At 51.7% G+C, this 19,599-nt stretch carries 16 protein-coding genes; 5 read left to right on the top strand and 11 right to left on the bottom strand.

Translation table 11 applies throughout. The annotated features are described in order from the left end of the window. Window positions 1-135: 135 nt before the first annotated feature. The 3 genes from LIZ87_RS20085 to LIZ87_RS20075 all read right to left on the bottom strand — a co-directional run bounded on the left by LIZ87_RS20085 (window position 136) and on the right by LIZ87_RS20075 (window position 3,189). Window positions 136-1,437 (bottom strand): TRAP transporter large permease, encoded by a 1,302-nt coding sequence (locus tag LIZ87_RS20085; RefSeq protein ID WP_178316515.1) that lies wholly within the window; start codon window positions 1,435-1,437, stop codon window positions 136-138. Then, on the bottom strand, window positions 1,434-1,919 hold the full coding sequence (locus LIZ87_RS20080) for a TRAP transporter small permease (RefSeq protein ID WP_178316516.1): 486 nt from the start codon (window positions 1,917-1,919) through the stop codon (window positions 1,434-1,436). The genes LIZ87_RS20085 and LIZ87_RS20080 overlap by 4 nt, the downstream gene beginning before the upstream one ends. 157 nt (window positions 1,920-2,076) lie before the next feature. Continuing rightward, window positions 2,077-3,189, bottom strand: a complete 1,113-nt coding sequence (locus LIZ87_RS20075; protein WP_227148965.1) for a TRAP transporter substrate-binding protein — start codon at window positions 3,187-3,189, stop codon at window positions 2,077-2,079. Window positions 3,190-3,494: 305 nt separating this feature from the next. On the opposite strand from LIZ87_RS20075, the gene LIZ87_RS20070 reads away from it, so the two are divergent. After that, window positions 3,495-4,622, top strand: coding sequence for an enolase C-terminal domain-like protein (locus LIZ87_RS20070; protein ID WP_178313886.1), 1,128 nt, complete (start codon window positions 3,495-3,497; stop codon window positions 4,620-4,622). Window positions 4,623-4,799: 177 nt separating this feature from the next. Here the strand turns inward: LIZ87_RS20070 and LIZ87_RS20065 are convergent, their stop codons facing one another. After that, window positions 4,800-5,873: a LacI family DNA-binding transcriptional regulator gene (locus tag LIZ87_RS20065; RefSeq protein ID WP_178313884.1), complete on the bottom strand. Its 1,074-nt coding sequence runs from the start codon at window positions 5,871-5,873 to the stop codon at window positions 4,800-4,802. Window positions 5,874-5,980: 107 nt separating this feature from the next. Here LIZ87_RS20065 and LIZ87_RS20060 point away from each other — a divergent pair, with 107 nt between their 5' ends. Next, window positions 5,981-6,730 (top strand): SDR family NAD(P)-dependent oxidoreductase, encoded by a 750-nt coding sequence (locus LIZ87_RS20060; protein ID WP_227148964.1) that lies wholly within the window; start codon window positions 5,981-5,983, stop codon window positions 6,728-6,730. A 30-nt stretch (window positions 6,731-6,760) separates the two neighbouring features. Here LIZ87_RS20060 and LIZ87_RS20055 read toward each other — a convergent pair whose 3' ends face one another. The 6 genes from LIZ87_RS20055 to ruvA form a co-directional block, all read right to left on the bottom strand. Next, on the bottom strand, window positions 6,761-8,203 hold the full coding sequence (locus LIZ87_RS20055) for a peptidoglycan D,D-transpeptidase FtsI family protein (RefSeq protein WP_227148963.1): 1,443 nt from the start codon (window positions 8,201-8,203) through the stop codon (window positions 6,761-6,763). Between the two features lie 14 nt (window positions 8,204-8,217). Further along, a complete protein-coding gene (locus LIZ87_RS20050; RefSeq protein ID WP_227148962.1) occupies window positions 8,218-9,582 on the bottom strand; it encodes an FtsW/RodA/SpoVE family cell cycle protein in 1,365 nt (454 codons plus the stop codon). A gap of 4 nt (window positions 9,583-9,586) precedes the next feature. Further along, window positions 9,587-11,929, bottom strand: coding sequence for a U32 family peptidase (locus LIZ87_RS20045; RefSeq protein ID WP_227148961.1), 2,343 nt, complete (start codon window positions 11,927-11,929; stop codon window positions 9,587-9,589). A gap of 259 nt (window positions 11,930-12,188) precedes the next feature. Beyond that, entirely contained in the window at window positions 12,189-12,761 is a 573-nt protein-coding gene (zapA, locus tag LIZ87_RS20040) for a cell division protein ZapA (RefSeq protein WP_227148960.1), read from the bottom strand. A 71-nt stretch (window positions 12,762-12,832) separates the two neighbouring features. Beyond that, window positions 12,833-13,834 (bottom strand): Holliday junction branch migration DNA helicase RuvB, encoded by a 1,002-nt coding sequence (gene ruvB, locus LIZ87_RS20035; RefSeq protein ID WP_227148959.1) that lies wholly within the window; start codon window positions 13,832-13,834, stop codon window positions 12,833-12,835. 65 nt (window positions 13,835-13,899) lie between these two features. Then, the gene (gene ruvA / locus LIZ87_RS20030; protein ID WP_178315530.1) at window positions 13,900-14,529 is read right to left on the bottom strand and encodes a Holliday junction branch migration protein RuvA; all 630 of its coding nucleotides are present in this window, start codon (window positions 14,527-14,529) and stop codon (window positions 13,900-13,902) included. Between the two features lie 205 nt (window positions 14,530-14,734). Here ruvA and LIZ87_RS20025 point away from each other — a divergent pair, with 205 nt between their 5' ends. Further along, window positions 14,735-15,847: a ribonuclease H-like domain-containing protein gene (locus tag LIZ87_RS20025; protein WP_227148966.1), complete on the top strand. Its 1,113-nt coding sequence runs from the start codon at window positions 14,735-14,737 to the stop codon at window positions 15,845-15,847. Here the strand turns inward: LIZ87_RS20025 and LIZ87_RS20020 are convergent. After that, window positions 15,839-16,741, bottom strand: coding sequence for a LysR family transcriptional regulator (locus LIZ87_RS20020; RefSeq protein ID WP_227148958.1), 903 nt, complete (start codon window positions 16,739-16,741; stop codon window positions 15,839-15,841). The genes LIZ87_RS20025 and LIZ87_RS20020 overlap by 9 nt on opposite strands. A 141-nt stretch (window positions 16,742-16,882) precedes the next feature. Between LIZ87_RS20020 and LIZ87_RS20015 the strand changes: the two genes are divergently transcribed. Beyond that, window positions 16,883-18,058: a MalY/PatB family protein gene (locus LIZ87_RS20015; RefSeq protein ID WP_227148957.1), complete on the top strand. Its 1,176-nt coding sequence runs from the start codon at window positions 16,883-16,885 to the stop codon at window positions 18,056-18,058. Between the two features lie 12 nt (window positions 18,059-18,070). Next, the gene (locus LIZ87_RS20010; protein WP_227148956.1) at window positions 18,071-19,507 is read left to right on the top strand and encodes a Na+/H+ antiporter NhaC family protein; all 1,437 of its coding nucleotides are present in this window, start codon (window positions 18,071-18,073) and stop codon (window positions 19,505-19,507) included. Window positions 19,508-19,599 lie beyond the last annotated feature (92 nt).

Below are 19,599 nucleotides of genomic sequence, written 5' to 3'. Positions count from 1 at the left end.
CCGCCGGATAGGCGGCATGTATTCAGGTATACCAAATGCGTCCACCAGTCTTTCGCGGCGTGGCGGCGCGTCCGCCCGCTGGACGCATGTAGGTTTACTATGAAAATCCTGCCGCCGGATAGGCGGCACGAAGGCTTAGTATGCCATGTTAGGCAGCCACATAAATGTCTGCGGGAAATAAGTAAGGATAAGCAGCGCCACACCCATTACGATGTAGAAGGGGATCATGGACTTTGACAGCTTCTCAATGGGAATACCGGAGATCGCGCTTCCAATAAACAGGGTAGAGCCTACCGGAGGAGTCAGAAGGCCGATTCCTAAGTTCAGCACCATTACCACGCCCAAATGGATCGGTGAGAGGCCTAAGGACATCCAGATCGGAAGGATGACCGGAGTCAGCATCAGGATCAGGCAGGCCATCTCGATCATGCATCCCAAAAACAGCATCAGGATATTCAGCATGATAAGGATCAGGATCTTGTTGTCCGTGATGGAAAACAGTGCTGTTGAGACCGTCTCCGGCACCTTCAAATACGTCAAAAGGTAAGTAAATGCGCCTGACACACCTAAAAGGATCAGTACCTTACCAAGAGTCATCGTTACATTGTGAAAAATTCCGGGGATATCCTTAACCCCAAAGCCCTTGTAAATGAACAGGCCCACAACCAGCGACCACACTACCGCACAAGCCGCAGACTCTGTGGTAGTAAATACACCTGCAATTACACCGACTACTACGATCAGAACGGAGAGCATACCCCATATCGCGCGGAAGAATGCGCGGATACAAGCCTTTAAGTCAAAACGGCCTGTTACCGGATAATTCTTTTTGACAGAAATATAGTAGGAATAGATCATCAGCGTAACGGAAAGAACTGCCCCCGGAACATAGCCTGCCAGGAAAAGCTGTCCAATGGAAACGCTGGTAACGCCTGCAGCTGCAAGAGTGTAGATAACCATATTCTGGCTGGGCGGTACGAGAATACCTTCAACGGAACTTGCCATGGTCAGACAGGTGGAAAAGTCCCTGTCATAGCCCTGTTCCTCCATCATCTTGATCTCAATCGGGCCAAGAGAAGCGCAGTCTGCGGAGGAGGAACCGGAGATTCCGCCAAAGAAGAAGGATGCTACCACGTTCACCATAGCTGCACCGCCTCTGAACCAGCCTACCAGCTCTCTCGAAAAATCGATCAGCGTGTCTGTGATCCCGCCTGCACTCATCAGCTCGCCCATCAGGATAAAGAAGGGCACTGCAAGGAGCGTGTAGGAATTTAAATTTGATACAAATTTGAGGGCCATCTGCATGGGGTTGATGCCCAGATAAAAGAAATCAACCAGAGATGCAATTCCGATCGCGTACACAATAGGCACCCTCAGGAACACAAGGGCAAGGAATATGCCAACCAACATCAATGTTGCAATAACAGTCGTACTCATTTCTTACCAATCCTCCTTGTCCACTGTGTGATCAATGCCAGAAAATACAACACTCCTGTTACAGGAAGGGACAGATACATCCATGCATAAGGTATGTTGACACCTGCCATCGTATTGCTCCTGGCCTGCTTCATAAGCTGTGCGCCGTAGACCACCATAAAACCAGCAAAGACAATGATGCACACGGTGGCAAGCACATCTGTTGCAAAAATCTGGCTCTTTTTCATCTTCTCGTCAAACATCGTGACCTTCAGGTGTTCATCTGTGCGGAGCACCAGAGAGGATCCGAGAATACTCATCCAGGTCAATAAAAACAGCGACAGCGGCTCTCCCCACATAGGAGACTTATGCAAAATATACCGTCCCACGAAGATATAAAACACAACAGCCACCAGCGCCGCCAGCATAAGCACGCAGACATGCTTTACGATCCCAAACACAATGCGGTCCACCGGCTCCCATATTTTTTTCAAATTTTCCATTGTATCACCCGTTTCGTTATTCTTCCCTGCACATCATCCAGCACAGCCTTCCGCCAGCCTTACCGCCGGATGCCGCGCAGGCGCCATGCACTTGAAAAGGGCGCTGCAAAAGCATTTCACAGCGCCCTTTTACAGTCAATCAGCAACCATTCAAAACCTATTCATACTTTCCGCTCAACAGTTTCTCGATCATCTGCTGGGATTCCTCATCATAGGTAGAGTACACGCTCTGGCATGCCTCGGACCACTTGTCAAGGTCAGCAACATCCAGTCTTGTAACGCCCTTTTCCTCGAAGGAATCAAAGGCAGCCTGTACCTTCTCCAGGTTGTATGTGTAGGCGGCCTCTCCTGCTGCTGCAGCGGCTTCCTTCATCCATCCCTGCTGTTCCTCGCTCAAGGACTCCCATGTGGACTGGCTCATCAGGATAACGCCGCAGCCAAAGGTATGTGCATCCGGAATGAAGTAGGGGGCAACCTCGTTGAAGGAGTTTGCAAAGTAGTTGATAATGTCATTCTCTGCGCCGTCAACAACACCGGACTGCAAAGAGGTATAAAGCTCAGAGTAAGCGATCGGTGTTGCGGAGGCCTTTAAGGCTGTCATGGTATTTACCATCAGGTCTGTCTCAGGAACACGGATCTTTAAGCCGTCCATCATGTCAAGGCTGAAATCGGATGGCTTGCCCAGCTTCTGATAGGTGCTCTCGGTGATAAACATATGTCTCGGCCCCTCTGTCATCCATCCCAGCGCCACATATCCGCAGTTTGCCTCAGCAACAGAATCCAGCAGCTCCTGTCCCACAGGGCTCACTGCCATCTCCTGGAACTGCTCCATGTCCTTAAATAAGAAGGGAAGTCCGCTAAGGCTGATCTTGTCTGCACCATAGTTGGAAAGGGAGGAAGCATTTCCCCGGAAGATATCCAGAGTACCCATCTGAATGCCCTGCATACACTCTTTCTCGCCGCCCAGAGTTCCATTTAAATAGATCTCAACCGTGATGTCCCCACCGGAAAGCTCCTCAATCTTCTCTTTGAACTTCTTTGCCCCGATGGTTCCGCCGTAATCTTCGCCGTTTACCTCGCTCCAGGTAAGCTTAATGCCTGCATTACCAGACGAGCTTGCTGCTGCCTCTGTCTCTGTTCCCGCTGCCTCTGTGGCTGCAGCCTGAGTAGCTGCGGCCGTAGTGGAAGCTGTGCCGGAACCGGAACTGCAGGCTGTCAGTGCCATTGCGGCACATGCCATAATCGTAACTCCCCAAATGTGTTTTTTCATGATAGTACTCCTCCTGTTTTAAATGTAATCTTGTTACTAAAACGTTTTTGTTCAAGTGCGCACTGATTCTGTATCAAGAATATCATTTCAGGCTTTTTTTGTCAACATTGCAGCGATATTTTAGTTTGTTAAGTTCGATTTTGGTTAAAATAGCACAATTCATTTTTTATTTTTTTGTTAAAATGACGGTTTTCAGTGAAAACAAATTGAATATCTTTACTTTCTTTCGCCCTATTGCTATAATTTACAAAAACGTTTTTTGCATTTATTTTTGCATAAAAAGGATGAAGGGAGGAATATTTTGTATGATTATCACAAAATTTGAGAGCTGGTGGGTAGAACGCGGAAAATGCCTGTTCGATGAGAGACGCCAGGGCGGCGCAAAGATGGGCTGGGATGTGATCGTGATCAAGCTTACGACAGATACGGGCATTGAGGGGATCGCAACCTGCATGGCAGCAAGAAGCGGCGCTGTCAGCGAATCCTATTTACAGGAGAGTATTGCTCCTGTAGTGTTGGGCAGGGATCCCCATGACCGGGAGGCCATTTTCCAGGAGCTGTGGGTCATTGACAGGCACGAGGCATTCTTCCCCGTATTCCTGCCGGGCCCCGTGGATGTAGCTCTGTGGGATATCTGTGCGAAAGAAGCAGGACTTCCTTTATATAAGTATATTGGCGCTTACCGAAGCAGTCTTCCTGTCTATGCCAGCAGCAACTTCTTAAGCTCCGTCCAGGCCTATGTGGATGAGGCGCTCTATTACAAGAGCAAGGGCATCAAGGGTTACAAGGCCCATCCTGCAGGCCCTGTGGAGTTTGATATGGAGGTCCATGAGGCTGTGCGCCGGGCTGTTGGAGATGATTTTGTGCTGATGACGGATCCTGTGGGTGATTATTCCCTGGATGAGGCCATCCGTGTGGGACGGCAGCTTGAAAAGCTGAATTATAAGTGGTTTGAGGAGCCCTTCCGCGACTTTGAGCTTTACAAATATACAGAGCTTTGCCGCGTGCTTGATATTCCCATTGCAGCCACTGAGACTACACGCGGCTGCCATTGGGGCGTGGCCCAGGTCATTGCCCAGAGAGCCGCTGATATCGTCCGTGCAGATGTGAGCTGGAAGGACGGCGTTACAGGAACCTTAAAGATCGCCCATATGGCGGAGGGCTTTGGACTGAACTGCGAGATACATACCACCACCATGAACTACATGGATATGGTGAACCTCCATGTAAGCTGCGCGATCAAGAACTGCGAATACTTTGAGTATTTTGTGCCGGAGGATAACTACCGCCTGCCCATGAAGGGCGATCTTCCTATTGACGAGAACGGCATCATCCATGTGCCGGAGGGCCCCGGCGTGGGTGTAGAGCTTGACTGGGAGCTGATCAAGTCAGCCTGCCACCATTATATGTGCCAGGAGGTAACTGTTCAGTAGGTCTGCGCACTTGCTGCGCTGACCGTAAGATAACCTGGGCCAGAAGGCAAAAATCCCATCGGCAAAGCCGATTTTAAATGGATTTTTGCCCGTAACTGTAAGGGTACTGAACAGTTACGCCAGGAGTACGAAGGATAAGCAGCACCTAAACCAGTTACCGCCGGTACGCAAGTACATTTACAGGAACAGATACCGGTACTGCTCATGCTCATACATCACCAGATTGCTGCGCAGGATCACCTCGCTCCCCACATAGACGCGCTTCTGCTCCGGCACCTTGCCGCTGATCAGGTATTCTACAAGGGTGCGGATGCCTACATAGCCCTGGGCATATGGGTTTTTCTGGATGACATTATTGAATACGGAACGCCGGAGACGGTCAGCCGTGACATCGGAAAGGTCGGAGCCTACTGCGTACACCCGCCCCGCCTTTTTGCTCTCCTCCAGGGCCTGTCCCAGCATAATGGTGCCCTGGGAATATACGCTGCAGCAGGCAGCTACATCAGGACGGGAAAGCTTGCTGAAAATATCCACGTAATTCTGCTGAGTAAACTCCCAGGAATAATCCTTATATACCAGATTAGAGCGGTTATTTTCATTTAAGTAGTCTTCAAAGCCCTTTGTCACAAGCGCATGGGCATCCCAATTCGAGTTTCCGGCGCAGAGAAGGATACTTCCGTAATCCGGGATATGGCTGGTGATAAGCTCTGCCATTGTCCGCCCTATGACCTCATATTCAGGCAGGACGCAGCACAGATAATCGCAGAGCTTATTCTCAGAGTTGATGCACACAATAGAAATATCCTGTCTGCAGATGCTCTTCCATTCCTCCCGGGTGGCAGTATCGTCAATATGGCCCACTGTGAGGATGCCGTTAAGCCCCCGTTTTTCGATCAGCTCCTTCAGCCTTTGAAAAACGCTGGCCTTGTCCTTTTCAAAATAGGGCAGCTCAATACACTCCAGGTTCATATTGACCTTCGAGAGATAATCATGGATCCCCCTCCACACAGGCGGATAGTAATATTGGTTCTCTCCCTTTTCAGAGGGAAGCAGGATGGCGATGCGCTGGGTGCTGCGTTTCAGGCTGGAAGCAAGGGTATTGGGCTGGTAGCCCATTTCATCGGCAATTCTGCGGATCTTCTCGCGGGTCTCATCGCTGACCCCTGCCTTTCCGCTCAGGGCAAAATGGACGGAGCTGATGGAAACGCCTGCCTTTGCGGCCACATCGCGAATGGTTACTTTTGTATTCACAAGAACATACCTTTCGCAGGAGATATTGTTAAGAAATATTACATCATATTATACAATAAATATCAAAAAGAATGAACAAAAAAAGAAAAAACAGGAGGAGCAAAACAATGGGTAAATTAGATGGTAAGATTGGGATCGTCACCGGCGGCAGCAGCGGGATCGGCTATCAGATCGCCAATGTACTGGCAGAGGACGGTGCCGCAGTCTATACGGTCAGCCGCACAGGAGCGCCGAAGGAGGGCTACGGTGAGAGCGCTGCAGGCGTGATCCATGTAAAGGGCGATATCGGCGACACCGAAGCCATGGAGCAGCTTTTAAAGGAGATCACGAAAAGCTCCGGCGGCCGTCTGGATTTTCTCGTCAACAATGCGGGAGCTACTTTCAAGTGCCGGGCAGAGCAGTTCCCGCCGGAGCAGTTTGACCGTATTATGAATGTAAATGTAAAATATGTGTTCGAGATGTGCAGGCTCTGCTATCCCTGCCTGAAAAAGGCTCCGGACAAGGGACGCATCATTAATATCACCAGCATGAGCGCCCATCTGGGTTTTTCTGAGGTAGTCCCCTACTGCACCAGCAAGGGAGCTGTGCTGGCCATGACAAGGGGCCTTGCCGTTGAGTGGGCCCAGGACAATATCTGCGTCAACAGCATTGCCCCAGGATGGTTTGAGAGCAAAATGTTAAAGCAGGTAGCAGACCCTGCCAGAGAGCAGAAGATTCTGGGCCGCATGCCTCTTCACGCCTACGGGGACACCAGAGACCTGGGCGCCATGGCCAGCTTCCTGTGCGGGCCTAACGGCGGTTATATCACCGGACAGGATTTCGCCGTGGACGGCGGGGCGCTGGCATACGGGTATTAATGACCGCTCATGCTGCCCGGATCGTCGGGATCAATACCCCAGTCTCGCCATATAGAGATCAAACAGCTGCCTGGCCACTGGGGCGGCGGCCCGGCCGCCGCTTCCTCCCTCCTCCACAAGGACTGTCACTACGACCTTCGGTGACTCTGCCGGGGCAAAGCCGGTGAACCAGGCATGGGTCTCCTTTCCGGTTTCAAACTCAGCAGAGCCTGTCTTGGCGGCTGAGGTGTAGGGTGCATCCCGCAGAGCAGAGCCTGTACCCACAGTCACCACCGCGGTCATAAGCTCTGTAAGCCCGGCGGCCTCCTCCGCCGTCATCAGGCTTCCATAGGCCTCCGGTATAAATTTGCGCACTTCTTCGTCCCCCGCGCTCCTTACGGAATCCAGCACATAGGGCTTCATGAGGGTGCCGCCGTTGGCAATGGCCGCTGTGATCAGGGCATTGTGGAGAGGCGTGATCTGAGTCCTGCCCTGGCCGATGGAGGTCTGAAGGATCTCCCACGCCCCTGCCCCCGCGCCCATCTGGAAGGCGCTTTCCTTGTAGGGAAGGCCTGAGAGGGGAAGCTGGCTGTTAAACAGCAGGCCCTTTGCCGTCCCTCCAAAGGCTTCCGGATCCAGTTTAAGCCCCAGGCTGGCAAAGGCGCCATTGCAGGAATCCGCAAAGGCTTCCGTAAAATCCAGGCTGCCATGAGCCTCTCCATGGTAACAGCGTATGGAGTATTCCTCCTCTTCATATATGCCGTCACAGTCAAAATGAAACTCTCTGTAATCTCCCGGATGCTCTCTCATATACTCCAAAGCTGTCACGATCTTAAAAGTGGAGCCTGGCGGATAAAGCCCCTGGGTAGCCCTGTTAAGGAGCTGTCCCTGGTTGTTGGACTCGTCCGTAAGGGCCGCCCAGTCCTGGGCCAGTGTGTTAGGGTCATAGCCTGGCTTTGACACCATTGCCAGGATCTTTCCCGTGTCAGGCTCCATGACGATCACCGCGCCTCTTCTGTCTCCTAGTGCAGAAAAGGCTGCCTGCTGCAGCTTAGGATCCAGGGTCGTCACCACGTCATCCCCCAGATTTTTCTCTCCTGCCAGCTCATTTACCGCCTGCTCTGCCAGATTCACATGGGAGGTGAGCAGGTAAAAATTTGCCAAGGCCTCTATCCCGGTTTTCCCGTTGGAGGAATACCCCAGCACATGGTCAAACACGCCTCCGAACGTATAGACGCGCCGTTCATTTCCCGCCTCATCCACCTGGGTCTCAGCCAGCACCGTGCCGTCCGCTGCCAGGATGCGGCCCCGCACCACACGGTCAGAAAAGCTGTCCAGGCGGGCATTATAGGAATTGTTGATAATATCTTCACTTTTTACCTGGAGAAAATAGCCCATATAGGCAGCCAGGCACAGAAACAGCGCTGCCACCAGATAGGTGATGCCCAGGATATTTCTGTTTGCCTTTGGATTATTTGATTCCTTTTTCGCCATTTCCCGTCCTCATTCTAGTGGGCTGTCTGCCCTTCTGCAGCAGCCAGCTCCTCCTCATCGTTCCGCTTAATGATATATAATCCCTGTATGGCTCCGAACAGCAGAAAGGTGCTCACAATAGAGCTTCCTCCATAGCTCACAAAGGGCAGTGTCACTCCCGTGGAGGGGATGAACTTCGTCACTCCTCCCACGGTGAGAAACACCTGGATAATGTATTCCATCCCCAGTCCAAAGGCAATGAGCTTATAAAAAACTGCCTGCATTTCTGCTGCGATCATCATAAACTGGATAAAACAGCCCAAACAGATGAGCAGCAGGCAGATAGCAAATATCCCACCCATTTCCTCTGACACGGCAGAAAAGATAAAGTCCTTTTCCACCACCGGGATCTTCCCAGGCATTCCCTGGCACAGCCCCATGCCAAACCAGCCGCCTGTGCCGATGGCAAAGAGGGACTGGGTGATCTGGTAGCCTTTATTGTCAATATCCGCCCAGGGGTTGCTCCAGGCAAATACCCGCCGCCTTACGTGGTCGAACATCCGGAAGGCGGTCACAGAGGCTGTACAGCCCACAGCCAGCCCGCTTCCCAGATACAGCCAGTTACCAGTTGCGATGAACAGCATGAATACATAGGTGATAAAAAAGATCAGGGCTCCTCCCAGATCCTTTGAGAGCACCATCACAACCACATGGGCTGCAGCCACCGCCGTGGTGATGCAGATCGTTTTAAAATCCAATGACTGGTAGAACATCGATGCCACAAAGAAGACAAAGCTCAGTTTGACAAACTCGGATGGCTGGACGGATATGCTCCCTATGGTAATGGAAAGCTGGGCTCCAAAGCTTTCATTGCCAGCCGCCCATACAACGAGGAGCACCAGAAGGCCAGCCCCCGCATACACCCACTGCAGCTTATAGAGCTGCCAGAACCGCCCCATGACATAGGGCACAAGCCAGGCTGCGGCCGCGGCCGCCACTACAATGGCAAACTGACGCAGGGCCTTATCCAGTCCCTTTGACAGCGACAGCCTCGTGAGCATGATAAAGCCAACGCACAGGAGCATGCAGGTGTTATTTACCAGGAGCCGCGACACATTCCTGTAGATCAGGCGGTACAGGTAAATGTAACACAGAAAAAATACCACCTGGGCCCCGTAGAAAGCCATGAGGGTAGACCGAAAAGCCTCATCCTCCGTCTTCAGGCACAGCACCACATAGGCCAAAAAATGAATGGCAAACATGGCCCTGTTCTGCCTTCCGCAGACCCGCCTCTTCGCCTCCGGCTCTTTCAAAGAGAAAAATCGGAAATTGGCATAGGTGTAAATCGCCATCAGAAGTATCATCAAATATTTGGAAATTTCCACGATCAGGTTTGTCATAGGCCTACTCCACTCCGCGCTTGAAATGTCCTCTGGTAAAGTCTCTAAAAGGCGGCTCTGCTGCCTCCCCATTGATAAATGCCTGCACAAAGGCTCCAAGGGCAGCCGAAACCTCCTCTGCATTTTCGATCGTAAAGGCAAGGCGCAGGCGGCCCAGTCCCATCTGCCCTACCAGCTCCTCATTTCCCAGCAGAGACAGGGGGTGGGGGTTGAAAATCGTATTGTAGCAAAAGCTGCATCTGTTCTTCACCGCCAGAAGCGCTCCCGTCCTGTCCTTCATCCGAAGGATCCCCGGCGTCTTTGTACAGCCCTTTACCGTCCTCGTGATGCACTGGGCAGAGACCATCATGGGGGCATAGCCGTAGATAATGAGCTCCGATGGGACACCCTCTTTTCTGCAGGCATTGGCCACCGGCTGAAGCTCCCTGCTGCTCAGCTCCCATGGCATGGTGATGAAGGCAGGCTCCAGGCTTTTTAAAGCAGATATTGTTCTGCTGTTCCAGGCATAAACAGAGGCGTCCAGGGCCACAGGCAGATCCGCCTTTTCATCCTTCAGCCACTGTACCTCCTCCAGGGTTTTCGCCAGCAGGCCGTCAAAGCCAGCCTCCGAAAGTTCCCTTTTCCAGGCCTTAAAATAGGACATGGCATGGCTTCTGAATATCTGGGGCAGCATGAGAAGGCACCGCTTTCCCGCCTCATGACAGGCCCCCGCTGTCTTCTTCCAGCTGCCGGGCTCAAAGCCTTCTGCATCGATATAAACAGCCGATACCTGTTTACAGGCCAGAACAGGCGCAAGCTGATCCTCCTCCTCCAGCGACACAGTGAGAAGGGCGGCATTTTCACCGTCCCGGCCTCCATCGCTCTCCTTCTGCCCGCTCTCTGCCGCTCTGCCAAAAGGTGCCTCCTTCAGAGCCTCCAAGCCATCACAGCCATCCTGCTCCCCCTCCTCCCGGCAGGGCAGCTCTTCTCTCATCCATTGTCCCAGGACTGCCTCCTTTAAAGCCTCCAGGCCATCACGGCGGATCTCGTTTAAGGCCTGAACAGGGAGAAATACATCTCCCTTCACCTCTGCTGCCAGCTCTTCAAACCGGAAGGGCGTGCCTCCTGTCTTGTTCAGCTGCTTTACCACCTTTTCCTCTGTTATGGGCTGTTTTAACGCCCCTGCGGGTATCTGTCCCTCCACTGTGACTTCTGTAGTTCCCAGGCACAGGGTAAGGTTCATGGGACTTCCCTCCTCCAGGAGGGCTTTTCCCCTTACAGGCTCCTTTAATTCTGCCTCCACATAGGTCTTTTCCAGATAGTCAAAGAGCTTCTGGTTTCCCTCTCTGAAGTCAGGCTTTTCCTTTAAGGCAATCATATCACGGCCATTGTGCTGCGTATAGTAGCCTGAAGTAAAGCCTCCCCGGTCAAACAAGTCTAAGAGCAGCTTTTTATCCTCCGGCTCCACATAGTAGCCCTCTCTTCCATAGGCCAGATACCGGTCAATATACTTTCTGTAAATGGTCACCACTCCGGCTGTGTATCTGGGGCTCTTCATCCTGCCCTCAATTTTCAGGGAATACACTCCTGCCTCGATAATATCCGGGAGTATATCCAGGGTGCACAGGTCCTTGAGGTTCAGCACATAGCGCTGGCTGTTTTTGTTCAGCTGTCCGCTGCCTTTGGAAGCCTCCTTGCCTCTCAAGGTTCCCTTCATGGCAGCGTTCTTTACCCTGGAATCCGCTGCCTCTTCATAGACCTCATAGGGCAGGCGGCACGGCTGGGCACAGCGGCCCCGGTTGCCGCTCCTGCCTCCGATCAGGCTGCTCATGAGGCATTGGCCGGAATAGCAGTAGCACAAGGCTCCGTGCACAAAGCCCTCGATCTCCACCTCTGCCTCCTTATGGATCCTTTTTATCTCTTCCAGGGAAAGCTCCCTTGCTGTCACCACCCGGCTGCAGCCCAGCCTTTTTAGCAGCTTCGCGCCATATACGCTTGTGATCGTCATCTGCGTGCTGGCATGGAGCTCCATTCCCGGAAAATGCTCCCTCATAAAGTCCAAAGCCCCCAGGTCCTGGACAATAACGCCATCTAAGCCCCTGCGGTAATAGGGAAGCATGTATCCATACAATTCCCCCATCTCCCGCTCCTTAAACAGGGTATTGACTGTCATATAAAGCCGGCATCCATGAAGGTGGACATAGTCGATCGCTTCCAGCATTTTTCCCTCGTCCGCATTATCCGCATACGCCCTTGCACCGAACCGTGTACCGCCCATATAGACAGCGTCCGCTCCTGCCGCCACAGCTGCCTTTAAGCTTTCAAAGGAGCCCGCCGGCGCCAGCAGCTCCACTCTTTTCTTTTCCATGATACCAACCTTTCTGAAATTTCCGCTTCACAAGTGTAAAAAGAATCCTGCTCCGCAGGATTCTCCGCCTGCGGCGGGTCGCGCAAGCGACATATTCCTATCCGCCGCAGGCATTGGCTCACTTAGCGAGTGTAACGAGCTTAGTGAACAAGCCCCCTTTAGGGTTGCGATCCTTGCGGAGCATTTTTTTCATAGGGAACGAAGCTTCCTATGAAAAAAAATGCCCCATGCGTTCCATGAGACATTCCTTATCCGGAGTTTATCTGTATCCGCCCTTATGGCTTCCCGCTTTTCTGGCTGCCTGGAGGGCCTTCCTTGCAAGCTCCTCCTCAGAAGTAGCTCCAGGCGCTGAAATCTCATTCTCAGGAGCTTCCCCGGCCTGTTCCTCCTCCTGGTCCTTAACGGAGCCAGAGTTTTTCTGAAGCAGCTCTTCCTTTACAGCCAGCTCTGCCTCCAGCCTTAATGACTTTTTCTTTAACTCCTCTAACTGTCTCTGGCGGTCCTCCAGATCCTTTAGTACTGCCTCCAGCTTCATCTGGGTGCTCACCAGCTCATGCTTTAAGCTGTAGGTCTCCTTCTCCATCTCCTGCTGCTGGCGCTCCATCTCCTCCGCCCTCTCAAGGGCCTTGAAGTAATCGTCCGCCATATTCAGCTCCAGCATCGCCATCTGGTAATCAGCGCTCTGCTTTGTAAAGCCCGGAAGCCTGCGCATGGCTGCATGCTTGTCATTTACATAGCTGGCGGCCTTCTGAAGATATCCTTCATCCTCGCTGCCTCCCAGGGTGTATATTTTTCCGTCTATTAAAACCTGTGTGTAGTTCTTTGTATCCATCGCTATCTCCTTTGGCCTAAGCTTCCTGGCGTGGTCATCCCGAAAAAGATTATACCATGCCTGTCCCATTCTCACAAGCCCTGCATCTCGATTCCCAGATGGCGGTAAGCTGCCTCGGTGGCCGTCCTGCCCCTGGGCGTTCTGTTGATCAGGCCGTTCATGAGAAGGTAAGGCTCGTACACATCCTCCAGCGTCCCCGAATCCTCCCCCAGGGCCGCAGCCAGAGTGTCAAGGCCCACAGGACCCCCGGAAAATTTATCAATGATCATGAGAAGGATATTCCTGTCATTCTGATCCAGTCCCAGCTTATCCACATCCATGATATCCAGGGCAAAATCTGTGGCTTCCCTGGTGATGACACCGTCATATTTTACCTGGGCAAAATCCCTGACACGCTTTAAGAGCCTGTTGGCAAGGCGGGGCGTTCCGCGTGAACGGCGGGCCAGCTCCAGGGCGCCTGACTCCTCGATCTCCACATTCAATATCCTGGCAGAATGAAGAATGATCCTTCTTAACTCCTCCGGCGTATAAAACTCCAGCCTCTGCACCACGCCAAACCGGTCTCTTAATGGCGCTGTCAATAACCCTGCCCTGGTGGTGGCTCCCACTAAGGTAAAACGGGGCAGTTCCAGCCGGATGGACCTGGCAGTAGAATCCTTTCCCAGCATGATATCAATGGCAAAGTCCTCCATGGCCGGATACAGCACCTCCTCCACCTGACGGTTTAAGCGGTGTATCTCATCTACAAACAGCACATCCCCTTCCTGGAGATTGTTCAGGATAGCAGCCATCTCCCCCGGCTTCTCAATAGCCGGGCCGCTGGTAACCTTCATGGAGGTGCCCATCTCATTGGCAATGATGCCTGCCAAGGTGGTCTTGCCCAATCCCGGAGGGCCGTAAAAGAGAACGTGATCCAGGGCCTCCCCTCTGTTCTTTGCTGCTTCGATATAAATCTTCAGAGTGGATTTCAGCCTCTCCTGCCCCACATAATCACTGAGATACTGGGGGCGCAAGGTCGTTTCTATGCGCACATCTTCCTCTGTAGCCTCTGTTGTAATGATCCTTCGTTCCATATATACCTCAACTAAGTCCTAGTGTATTCCCTATCCTATGGCGCCCTGCCGTTCCCTGCAGCACCTTATAAAAATGACAGATGCTTTAAGGATGCCTTCAGCACATCCTCCGCCGTCATTCCCTCTGTCACTTCCACCTGCTTTACGGCCTTTGATGCCTCCATATTAGTATAGCCCAAGGCCACCAGGGCGTCCACAGCCTCCTTCGCCGCTTCCTTGAGGCCTGCCCGCACAGAGGCCGCCTCCATCACACCTGCCGGGCTTACACCTCCCAGATTGCTTAAGACCTCCTCCATGGATACCTTATCCTTCAGATCCAGTATCAGACGCTGGGCCGTCTTATTACCGATACCGGGAGCCTTCGCAATCGCCTTTGCATCTCCGCTCACAATGGCAAGGCGCAGGTCATCGGGCCTTAAGACAGACAAGATTCCCAGAGCACCCTTTGGACCGATCCCATTTACCCCGATCAGCTGCCTAAACATCTCCCTGTCCTGCTTATGAAGGAAGCCGTAAAGGGTCATGGCATCCTCTCTCACCTGAAAATAGGTATAAACCGTTACCTCCTGTCCCAGCCCCGGAAGCTCATCCAGAAGGGAAACCGGCACATGAACAGCCAGCCCCACATTTCCCGCCTCCACTACGATCACATCTGCCTCTATAGCCGCAAGGGTTCCTTTTATGTAAGAAATCATGTCTTCTCCCTGTTCCTTCTTCGTTGTTTGCTCTGCCCTCCATCATACCATACCAGCCAAACCAATGCAAGATATCGAACAAATATTCTGTTTTTCCTTGCATCCAAAGAAAATATACGCTAAACTGGTATCAAAGCAGCCGCGCTCAGGTCCGCCATCCAGCTTCGATGGAGCCAGGAGCCAAATGACATACAAAGGAGCACACATGATCACCATCAAGCATCCAACTGATCCACCTGACACCTACCCCTTAGAGCGCATCGGTCCCCTAAAGGACCTGCTCTTCTTCGACATAGAGACCACCGGCTTTTCCGGGGATACCTCCCAGCTCTACCTCATCGGCTGTACCTATTACGATGGATTTGGCTGGAGGCTCATACAGTGGTTTGCTGACACACGGAAGGCGGAGGCAGAGCTTTTGGAGGCATTCTTTACGTTTCTCTCCCGCTTCCGCATCCTGATCCACTTTAATGGGGACGGCTTTGATATCCCTTACTTATTAAAATGCTGCCGCCGCCTGGGCCTTCCGTACAATTTTGACTCTGTTGTGAGCCTTGATATTTATAAGAAGATCAGGCCCTACCGCAGGCTTTTAGGCCTTGAAAATATGAAGCAGAAATCCATTGAGCAGTTCTTAGGCGTCAGCCGCGAGGACAAATACTCCGGCGGCCAGCTCATTGAGGTGTACAGGGAATATCTGACCACAAAGGACCAGTCCCTCTATGACCTGCTCATCCTCCACAACGCAGACGACCTGCGGGGAATGCCCTCCATCCTGCCCATACTGGGTTACACAGACCTGTTGGAGGGTCCCCTGTCCCTGGCCTCCAACCAGCTCTTTGCCTGGGAGGACACAGACGGCTTTTCCCACCCCTTCCTGAACCTGGTATGGGAAAGTCCCTTTGCCGTCCCCATCCCCTTAGAGTACGCCAACGGCCCCTTGAATCTGGAGCTCCACGATTCCTGCCTTTCCTGCAATGTAAGCCTTTATGAGGGTGAACTCAAATATTTCTATTCCAACTACAAGGACTACTATTACCTTCCCTTAGAGGACACCGCAGTCCACAAAAGCATTGGTGGGTGTGTAGACAAGTCTGCCCGCCAAAGGGCCACTGCCAGGACCTGCTACACCAGAAGGTCCGGCCTGTTTCTCCCCCAATTCGGTTCCCTGTGGGAGCCTGCATTTAAGGAGGACTATCACGCCTCCCTTACCTACACGCCCTACGACCCCCGGCTGTTTGAGGATCCGGCTGCCGCCGGGGCCTACGGGAAGGAGATCCTTTCCTATATACAGGCAGATAAACAGAGATCATCCTAAGAATGACTGTATTTTTTCTTTTGGCATGGTACAGAGCCGTGCATGAAGCATTTCTAAAAAATTCCTGATCGCAGTAAGCTTCTTGTCGCCGTTCATCAGATAATAGATGATCTGATGCGGCGGCGCTTCCTCCAGCTCATAAATAAAAGCCCCGCTTCCTCTGAAACGCTCCCCTGTCGTGTACGGAGCAACGGTCCAATAATCCGCCTGGAGAAAATAGGAGGCTAAGGCAGCGTGCTCCAAAACCACCACCGGGGAGATCTCCTCGTTGAAATGGTCTGCATGCCATGCCTTAAATTCTTTATTCCATGCCACATAAATTTCCTTTTCTTCCCTCAGGCAATCAAGAGAAATCACACCATTTTTATTGGGAAGCTCCTGAAAGGAGGCGACTACAAAGGCCTCCGAATAGGCCGGGCGCATTTGTGTGCGGGCCGGAAGAGGCTGGCTGTAATCCTGATGTGTAATAAAGGCAAGATCATAGATTCCCTGCTCCATATATTGGTAGGCATCCTCTGAAAATGCATTATAGAGCCTCAACAGATAGCCCTGTTTGGTAAATTCTGGAAATAGGCCGGAAAACATGTTATGATTCAGACTGTCAACAGAGGCAATGGACAATGATTCCCTGGACTTCTGCACGGTAATAGAATTCGTCTCCTCCCACAGACGCTTCCACTTCCAGGCAATATGGTAAAACTCGACCCCCTGCTCCGTGAGCTCCACTCCACGGCGCCCCTTCTGGCGGATAAAAAGAGGATATCCCAATTCCTCCTCCATTATCTGCAGCCTCCTGGTCAGGGCTGGCTGAGTGATAAATAGGTTCTGAGCGGCATTTGACAGCGTATTATATTTCACAACCGCCAGAAAGGCTTCTATTTCCAACAATGTCACAGCATATCCCTCCTCCCGGTCTTATTATAAAACATATTTTATATTTTATATCAAATATCGGCATTTTTCAATCAAGTACCCATCTGATATACTGAAATCACCAAAGCCATGGCAAGGAATAACAGAAGGATCAGGGGTAATATGAACTATAATTTTAATGAAACATTGGATCACCGATTTACAGAATCCATGCGCTGGCGCCAGCCAGAAGGGCGAAGCGACGTACTGGGCATGGGAACCGCAGATCTGGACTTTTGCTGTCCTCCCTGCGTGAAGGAAGCGACCCTAGCTGTCTGTGAGGAAAATATATTTAATTATCGTTATAAACCAGACAGCTATTATCAGGCGATCATCAGCTGGTTTGACCGGAAATACGGGCTGGCGGTGAACAGAGAGTGGATCAGCAGTATTCCGGGCACACTTTCCGCCATCCACATGGCAGTACGCTTATTCAGTAAACCTGGAAATTATGTGCTGATGCAGACACCTTACTTCACCCCGCTAAAGGCGGGTATCGAAGGCGCCGGCTGCCGGTTTCTGCCAAATCCCATGGTACTGAAGGAGGGACGTTATGAACTGGATTTTGAGGATTTTGAAGAAAAGATCAGGCAGTACCGTCCTTCCCTTTTTCTGCTGGTAAATCCGCAGAATCCGACGGGGCGGGTCTTCACTATGGAGGAGCTGCTGCGGATGGTGGATATCTGCGCAAAGTACAACGTTCGGATCATCTCCGATGAGGTGCATTTCCTGATAACCTACGATGGAAAAAAGCACATTCCGATCTATGCAGTATCTGAAAAAGCAAGGGAGATCTCTATTCTGATCTTCAGCTACAGTAAGGGCTTCAACATTATGAGTCTGCCCCATGCCATGGTATTCATCGCCAACCGCGCATTGCGGGAGCAGTGGGACCGTTTTGTATATGCCTTTAACTTTAACTATGCCTCCAATTCCTTCTGCATCGCCGCAGTGACGGCTGTTGCAAGCGGCGCTGCGGACGCATGGCTGGAGGAGCTTACCCTGTATCTCCAGAATAACAGAGACCGCTTTATCCATGCTGTAAAGGAGCGGTCCCTTCCGATCGTTCCTCTGAAGCCGGAGGCAAGCTTTCTCTTCTGGATCGACTGCCGGCACAGCGGCATTGAGGCAGAGAAGCTGGACCAGGTATTTTTGGACCGGGCAGGGATCAGCCTGAACAACGGCCTTGCCCATGGTGAGGATGGACGGGGATTTGTGAGAATGAACTTTGCTGTTACAGAAAAAAATATGCAGCTTGCTTTGGAGCGCATGACAGGCATGTTTGCAAAATACGAATAGGAGGCTTATAGTATGAGAAAAAAACAAAGGCAGCCGGAAACTTTAGAAATGACATTGCCCTGTGCACTGGCAGGTTTTATCCTCCCCATTGCCCTGATGATCATCATGATCTTCTCCGGCATCTCACTCACCCTTTCCATGCTCTCCTCTGTCATTGTACTGCTTGTGTTCGGGAAGATCCGGAATTTTAAGTGGGCGGATCTGGATGCGGCAATGTCAGACGGTATCCGTTCCATTGCATCTGCGGCAGTTATCATGATACTGGTAGGCGCATTGGTAGGTGTATTTATGTCATCCGGAACAATACCCGCCATGCTGTATTATGGCTTTAAGATCATCAAGCCTGCTGTCTTTTTGCCGGTAGCCTTTCTCCTCAGCGGATTTGTAGCTATCTGTACCGGTACATCCTGGGGCGCTGTGGGCACGATCGGCGTTGTGCTGATCGGTATGTCCGATGGACTGAATATCCCGCTGTGGTACACAGCAGGCGCTATTATCTCAGGAGCGCAGATGGGCGATAAAATGTCTCCTCTGTCCGATACCACGCTCTTAGCCGCTGCCTCTGCCGATACCTCTGTCATCAATCATGTTGTGTCCATGTTCTATACAACTGTACCGGCAGCACTGGTTTGCGTGGTAGTATATTTCTTCCTGGGTATCCATAACAGCGGTTCCCTTGTAGATTCGGAAGTAATGCTGCTGAGCAATGGCATTTTATCCAGCTTTCACATCAATCTTCTGATGCTGATACCAGTGATCGTGGTCTTGGTGCTGTCTGTTAGGCAGGTTCCTGCATTCATAGCCTTTACAGCAGGTATCATCATTGCTGGCATCTGGGCCGTGGCATTTCAAGGCGTATCCGTTGCCGACATATTTGGCTATGCCATGAATGGGTATGTATCATCCACTGGTGTAGAAAGTCTGGACGGGCTCTTAAGCCGCGGCGGTGTAAACGGAATGCTGGAGATGATCAGTGTGATCCTGATGGCAGGCATGATCAGCGGCCTTCTGGACAAAATGAAGATCCTAGAGCCCATCGTGGCAGCCATTACCAGCCGCGTTAATTCTGTGGCCGGCATTGTAACAGCCACCCTGGCCTGCGCAGGCATCCTGGCAATTCCCGGCGCCCAATACCCGCCGCTGACGATCCCGGCCTTTGCCTTTAAGAGCACCTATGACAAGATGGATATCAACCGCGCTGTTCTCTCCCGCTCCATGGAGGATCTGGGCACATTGCTGTGTGCAGTGCTTCCCTATGGCATTAGCGCTGCCTACTACAGTGCAACACTGGGTGTGGAGCCCTTAAAGTATATCCCCTTTACCCTGCTCCCTATCTTGAGTCCCATTATTGCCCTTGTAAATGCATGGCTCGGCATCGGAATTTTCCGCATCAAAGATCCTGTCGTATATCGTCCTTTCTGGAGACGTCCTAAGGATACCGTGAAATAAGCTTTTATGAAAAAGAACATCTGTACATATACAGATGTTCTCAGACTGTAGACAAAGTTGGTGCTAGTTGATTACGCCCAGCACCACTTTTC

This window comes from Lacrimispora sp. 210928-DFI.3.58 (genome assembly GCF_020554865.1).
In the GTDB taxonomy this organism is placed as follows: Bacteria; Bacillota; Clostridia; order Lachnospirales; family Lachnospiraceae; genus Enterocloster.
This window is presented reverse-complemented; position numbering and strand designations above follow the sequence as displayed.

Bases quoted from the DNA above. Each gene is read 5' to 3' on its own strand.
- LIZ87_RS20085 (WP_178316515.1), bottom strand. From the start codon at position 1,437: ATGAGTACGACTGTTATTGCAACATTGATGTTGGTTGGCATATTCCTT.
- LIZ87_RS20080 (WP_178316516.1), bottom strand. From the start codon at position 1,919: ATGGAAAATTTGAAAAAAATATGGGAGCCGGTGGACCGCATTGTGTTT.
- LIZ87_RS20075 (WP_227148965.1), bottom strand. From the start codon at position 3,189: ATGAAAAAACACATTTGGGGAGTTACGATTATGGCATGTGCCGCAATG.
- LIZ87_RS20070 (WP_178313886.1), top strand. From the start codon at position 3,495: ATGATTATCACAAAATTTGAGAGCTGGTGGGTAGAACGCGGAAAATGC.
- LIZ87_RS20060 (WP_227148964.1), top strand. From the start codon at position 5,981: ATGGGTAAATTAGATGGTAAGATTGGGATCGTCACCGGCGGCAGCAGC.
- LIZ87_RS20055 (WP_227148963.1), bottom strand. From the start codon at position 8,203: ATGGCGAAAAAGGAATCAAATAATCCAAAGGCAAACAGAAATATCCTG.
- LIZ87_RS20050 (WP_227148962.1), bottom strand. From the start codon at position 9,582: ATGACAAACCTGATCGTGGAAATTTCCAAATATTTGATGATACTTCTG.
- LIZ87_RS20045 (WP_227148961.1), bottom strand. From the start codon at position 11,929: ATGGAAAAGAAAAGAGTGGAGCTGCTGGCGCCGGCGGGCTCCTTTGAA.
- zapA (WP_227148960.1), bottom strand. From the start codon at position 12,761: ATGGATACAAAGAACTACACACAGGTTTTAATAGACGGAAAAATATAC.
- ruvB (WP_227148959.1), bottom strand. From the start codon at position 13,834: ATGGAACGAAGGATCATTACAACAGAGGCTACAGAGGAAGATGTGCGC.
- ruvA (WP_178315530.1), bottom strand. From the start codon at position 14,529: ATGATTTCTTACATAAAAGGAACCCTTGCGGCTATAGAGGCAGATGTG.
- LIZ87_RS20025 (WP_227148966.1), top strand. From the start codon at position 14,735: ATGATCACCATCAAGCATCCAACTGATCCACCTGACACCTACCCCTTA.
- LIZ87_RS20015 (WP_227148957.1), top strand. From the start codon at position 16,883: ATGAACTATAATTTTAATGAAACATTGGATCACCGATTTACAGAATCC.
- LIZ87_RS20010 (WP_227148956.1), top strand. From the start codon at position 18,071: ATGAGAAAAAAACAAAGGCAGCCGGAAACTTTAGAAATGACATTGCCC.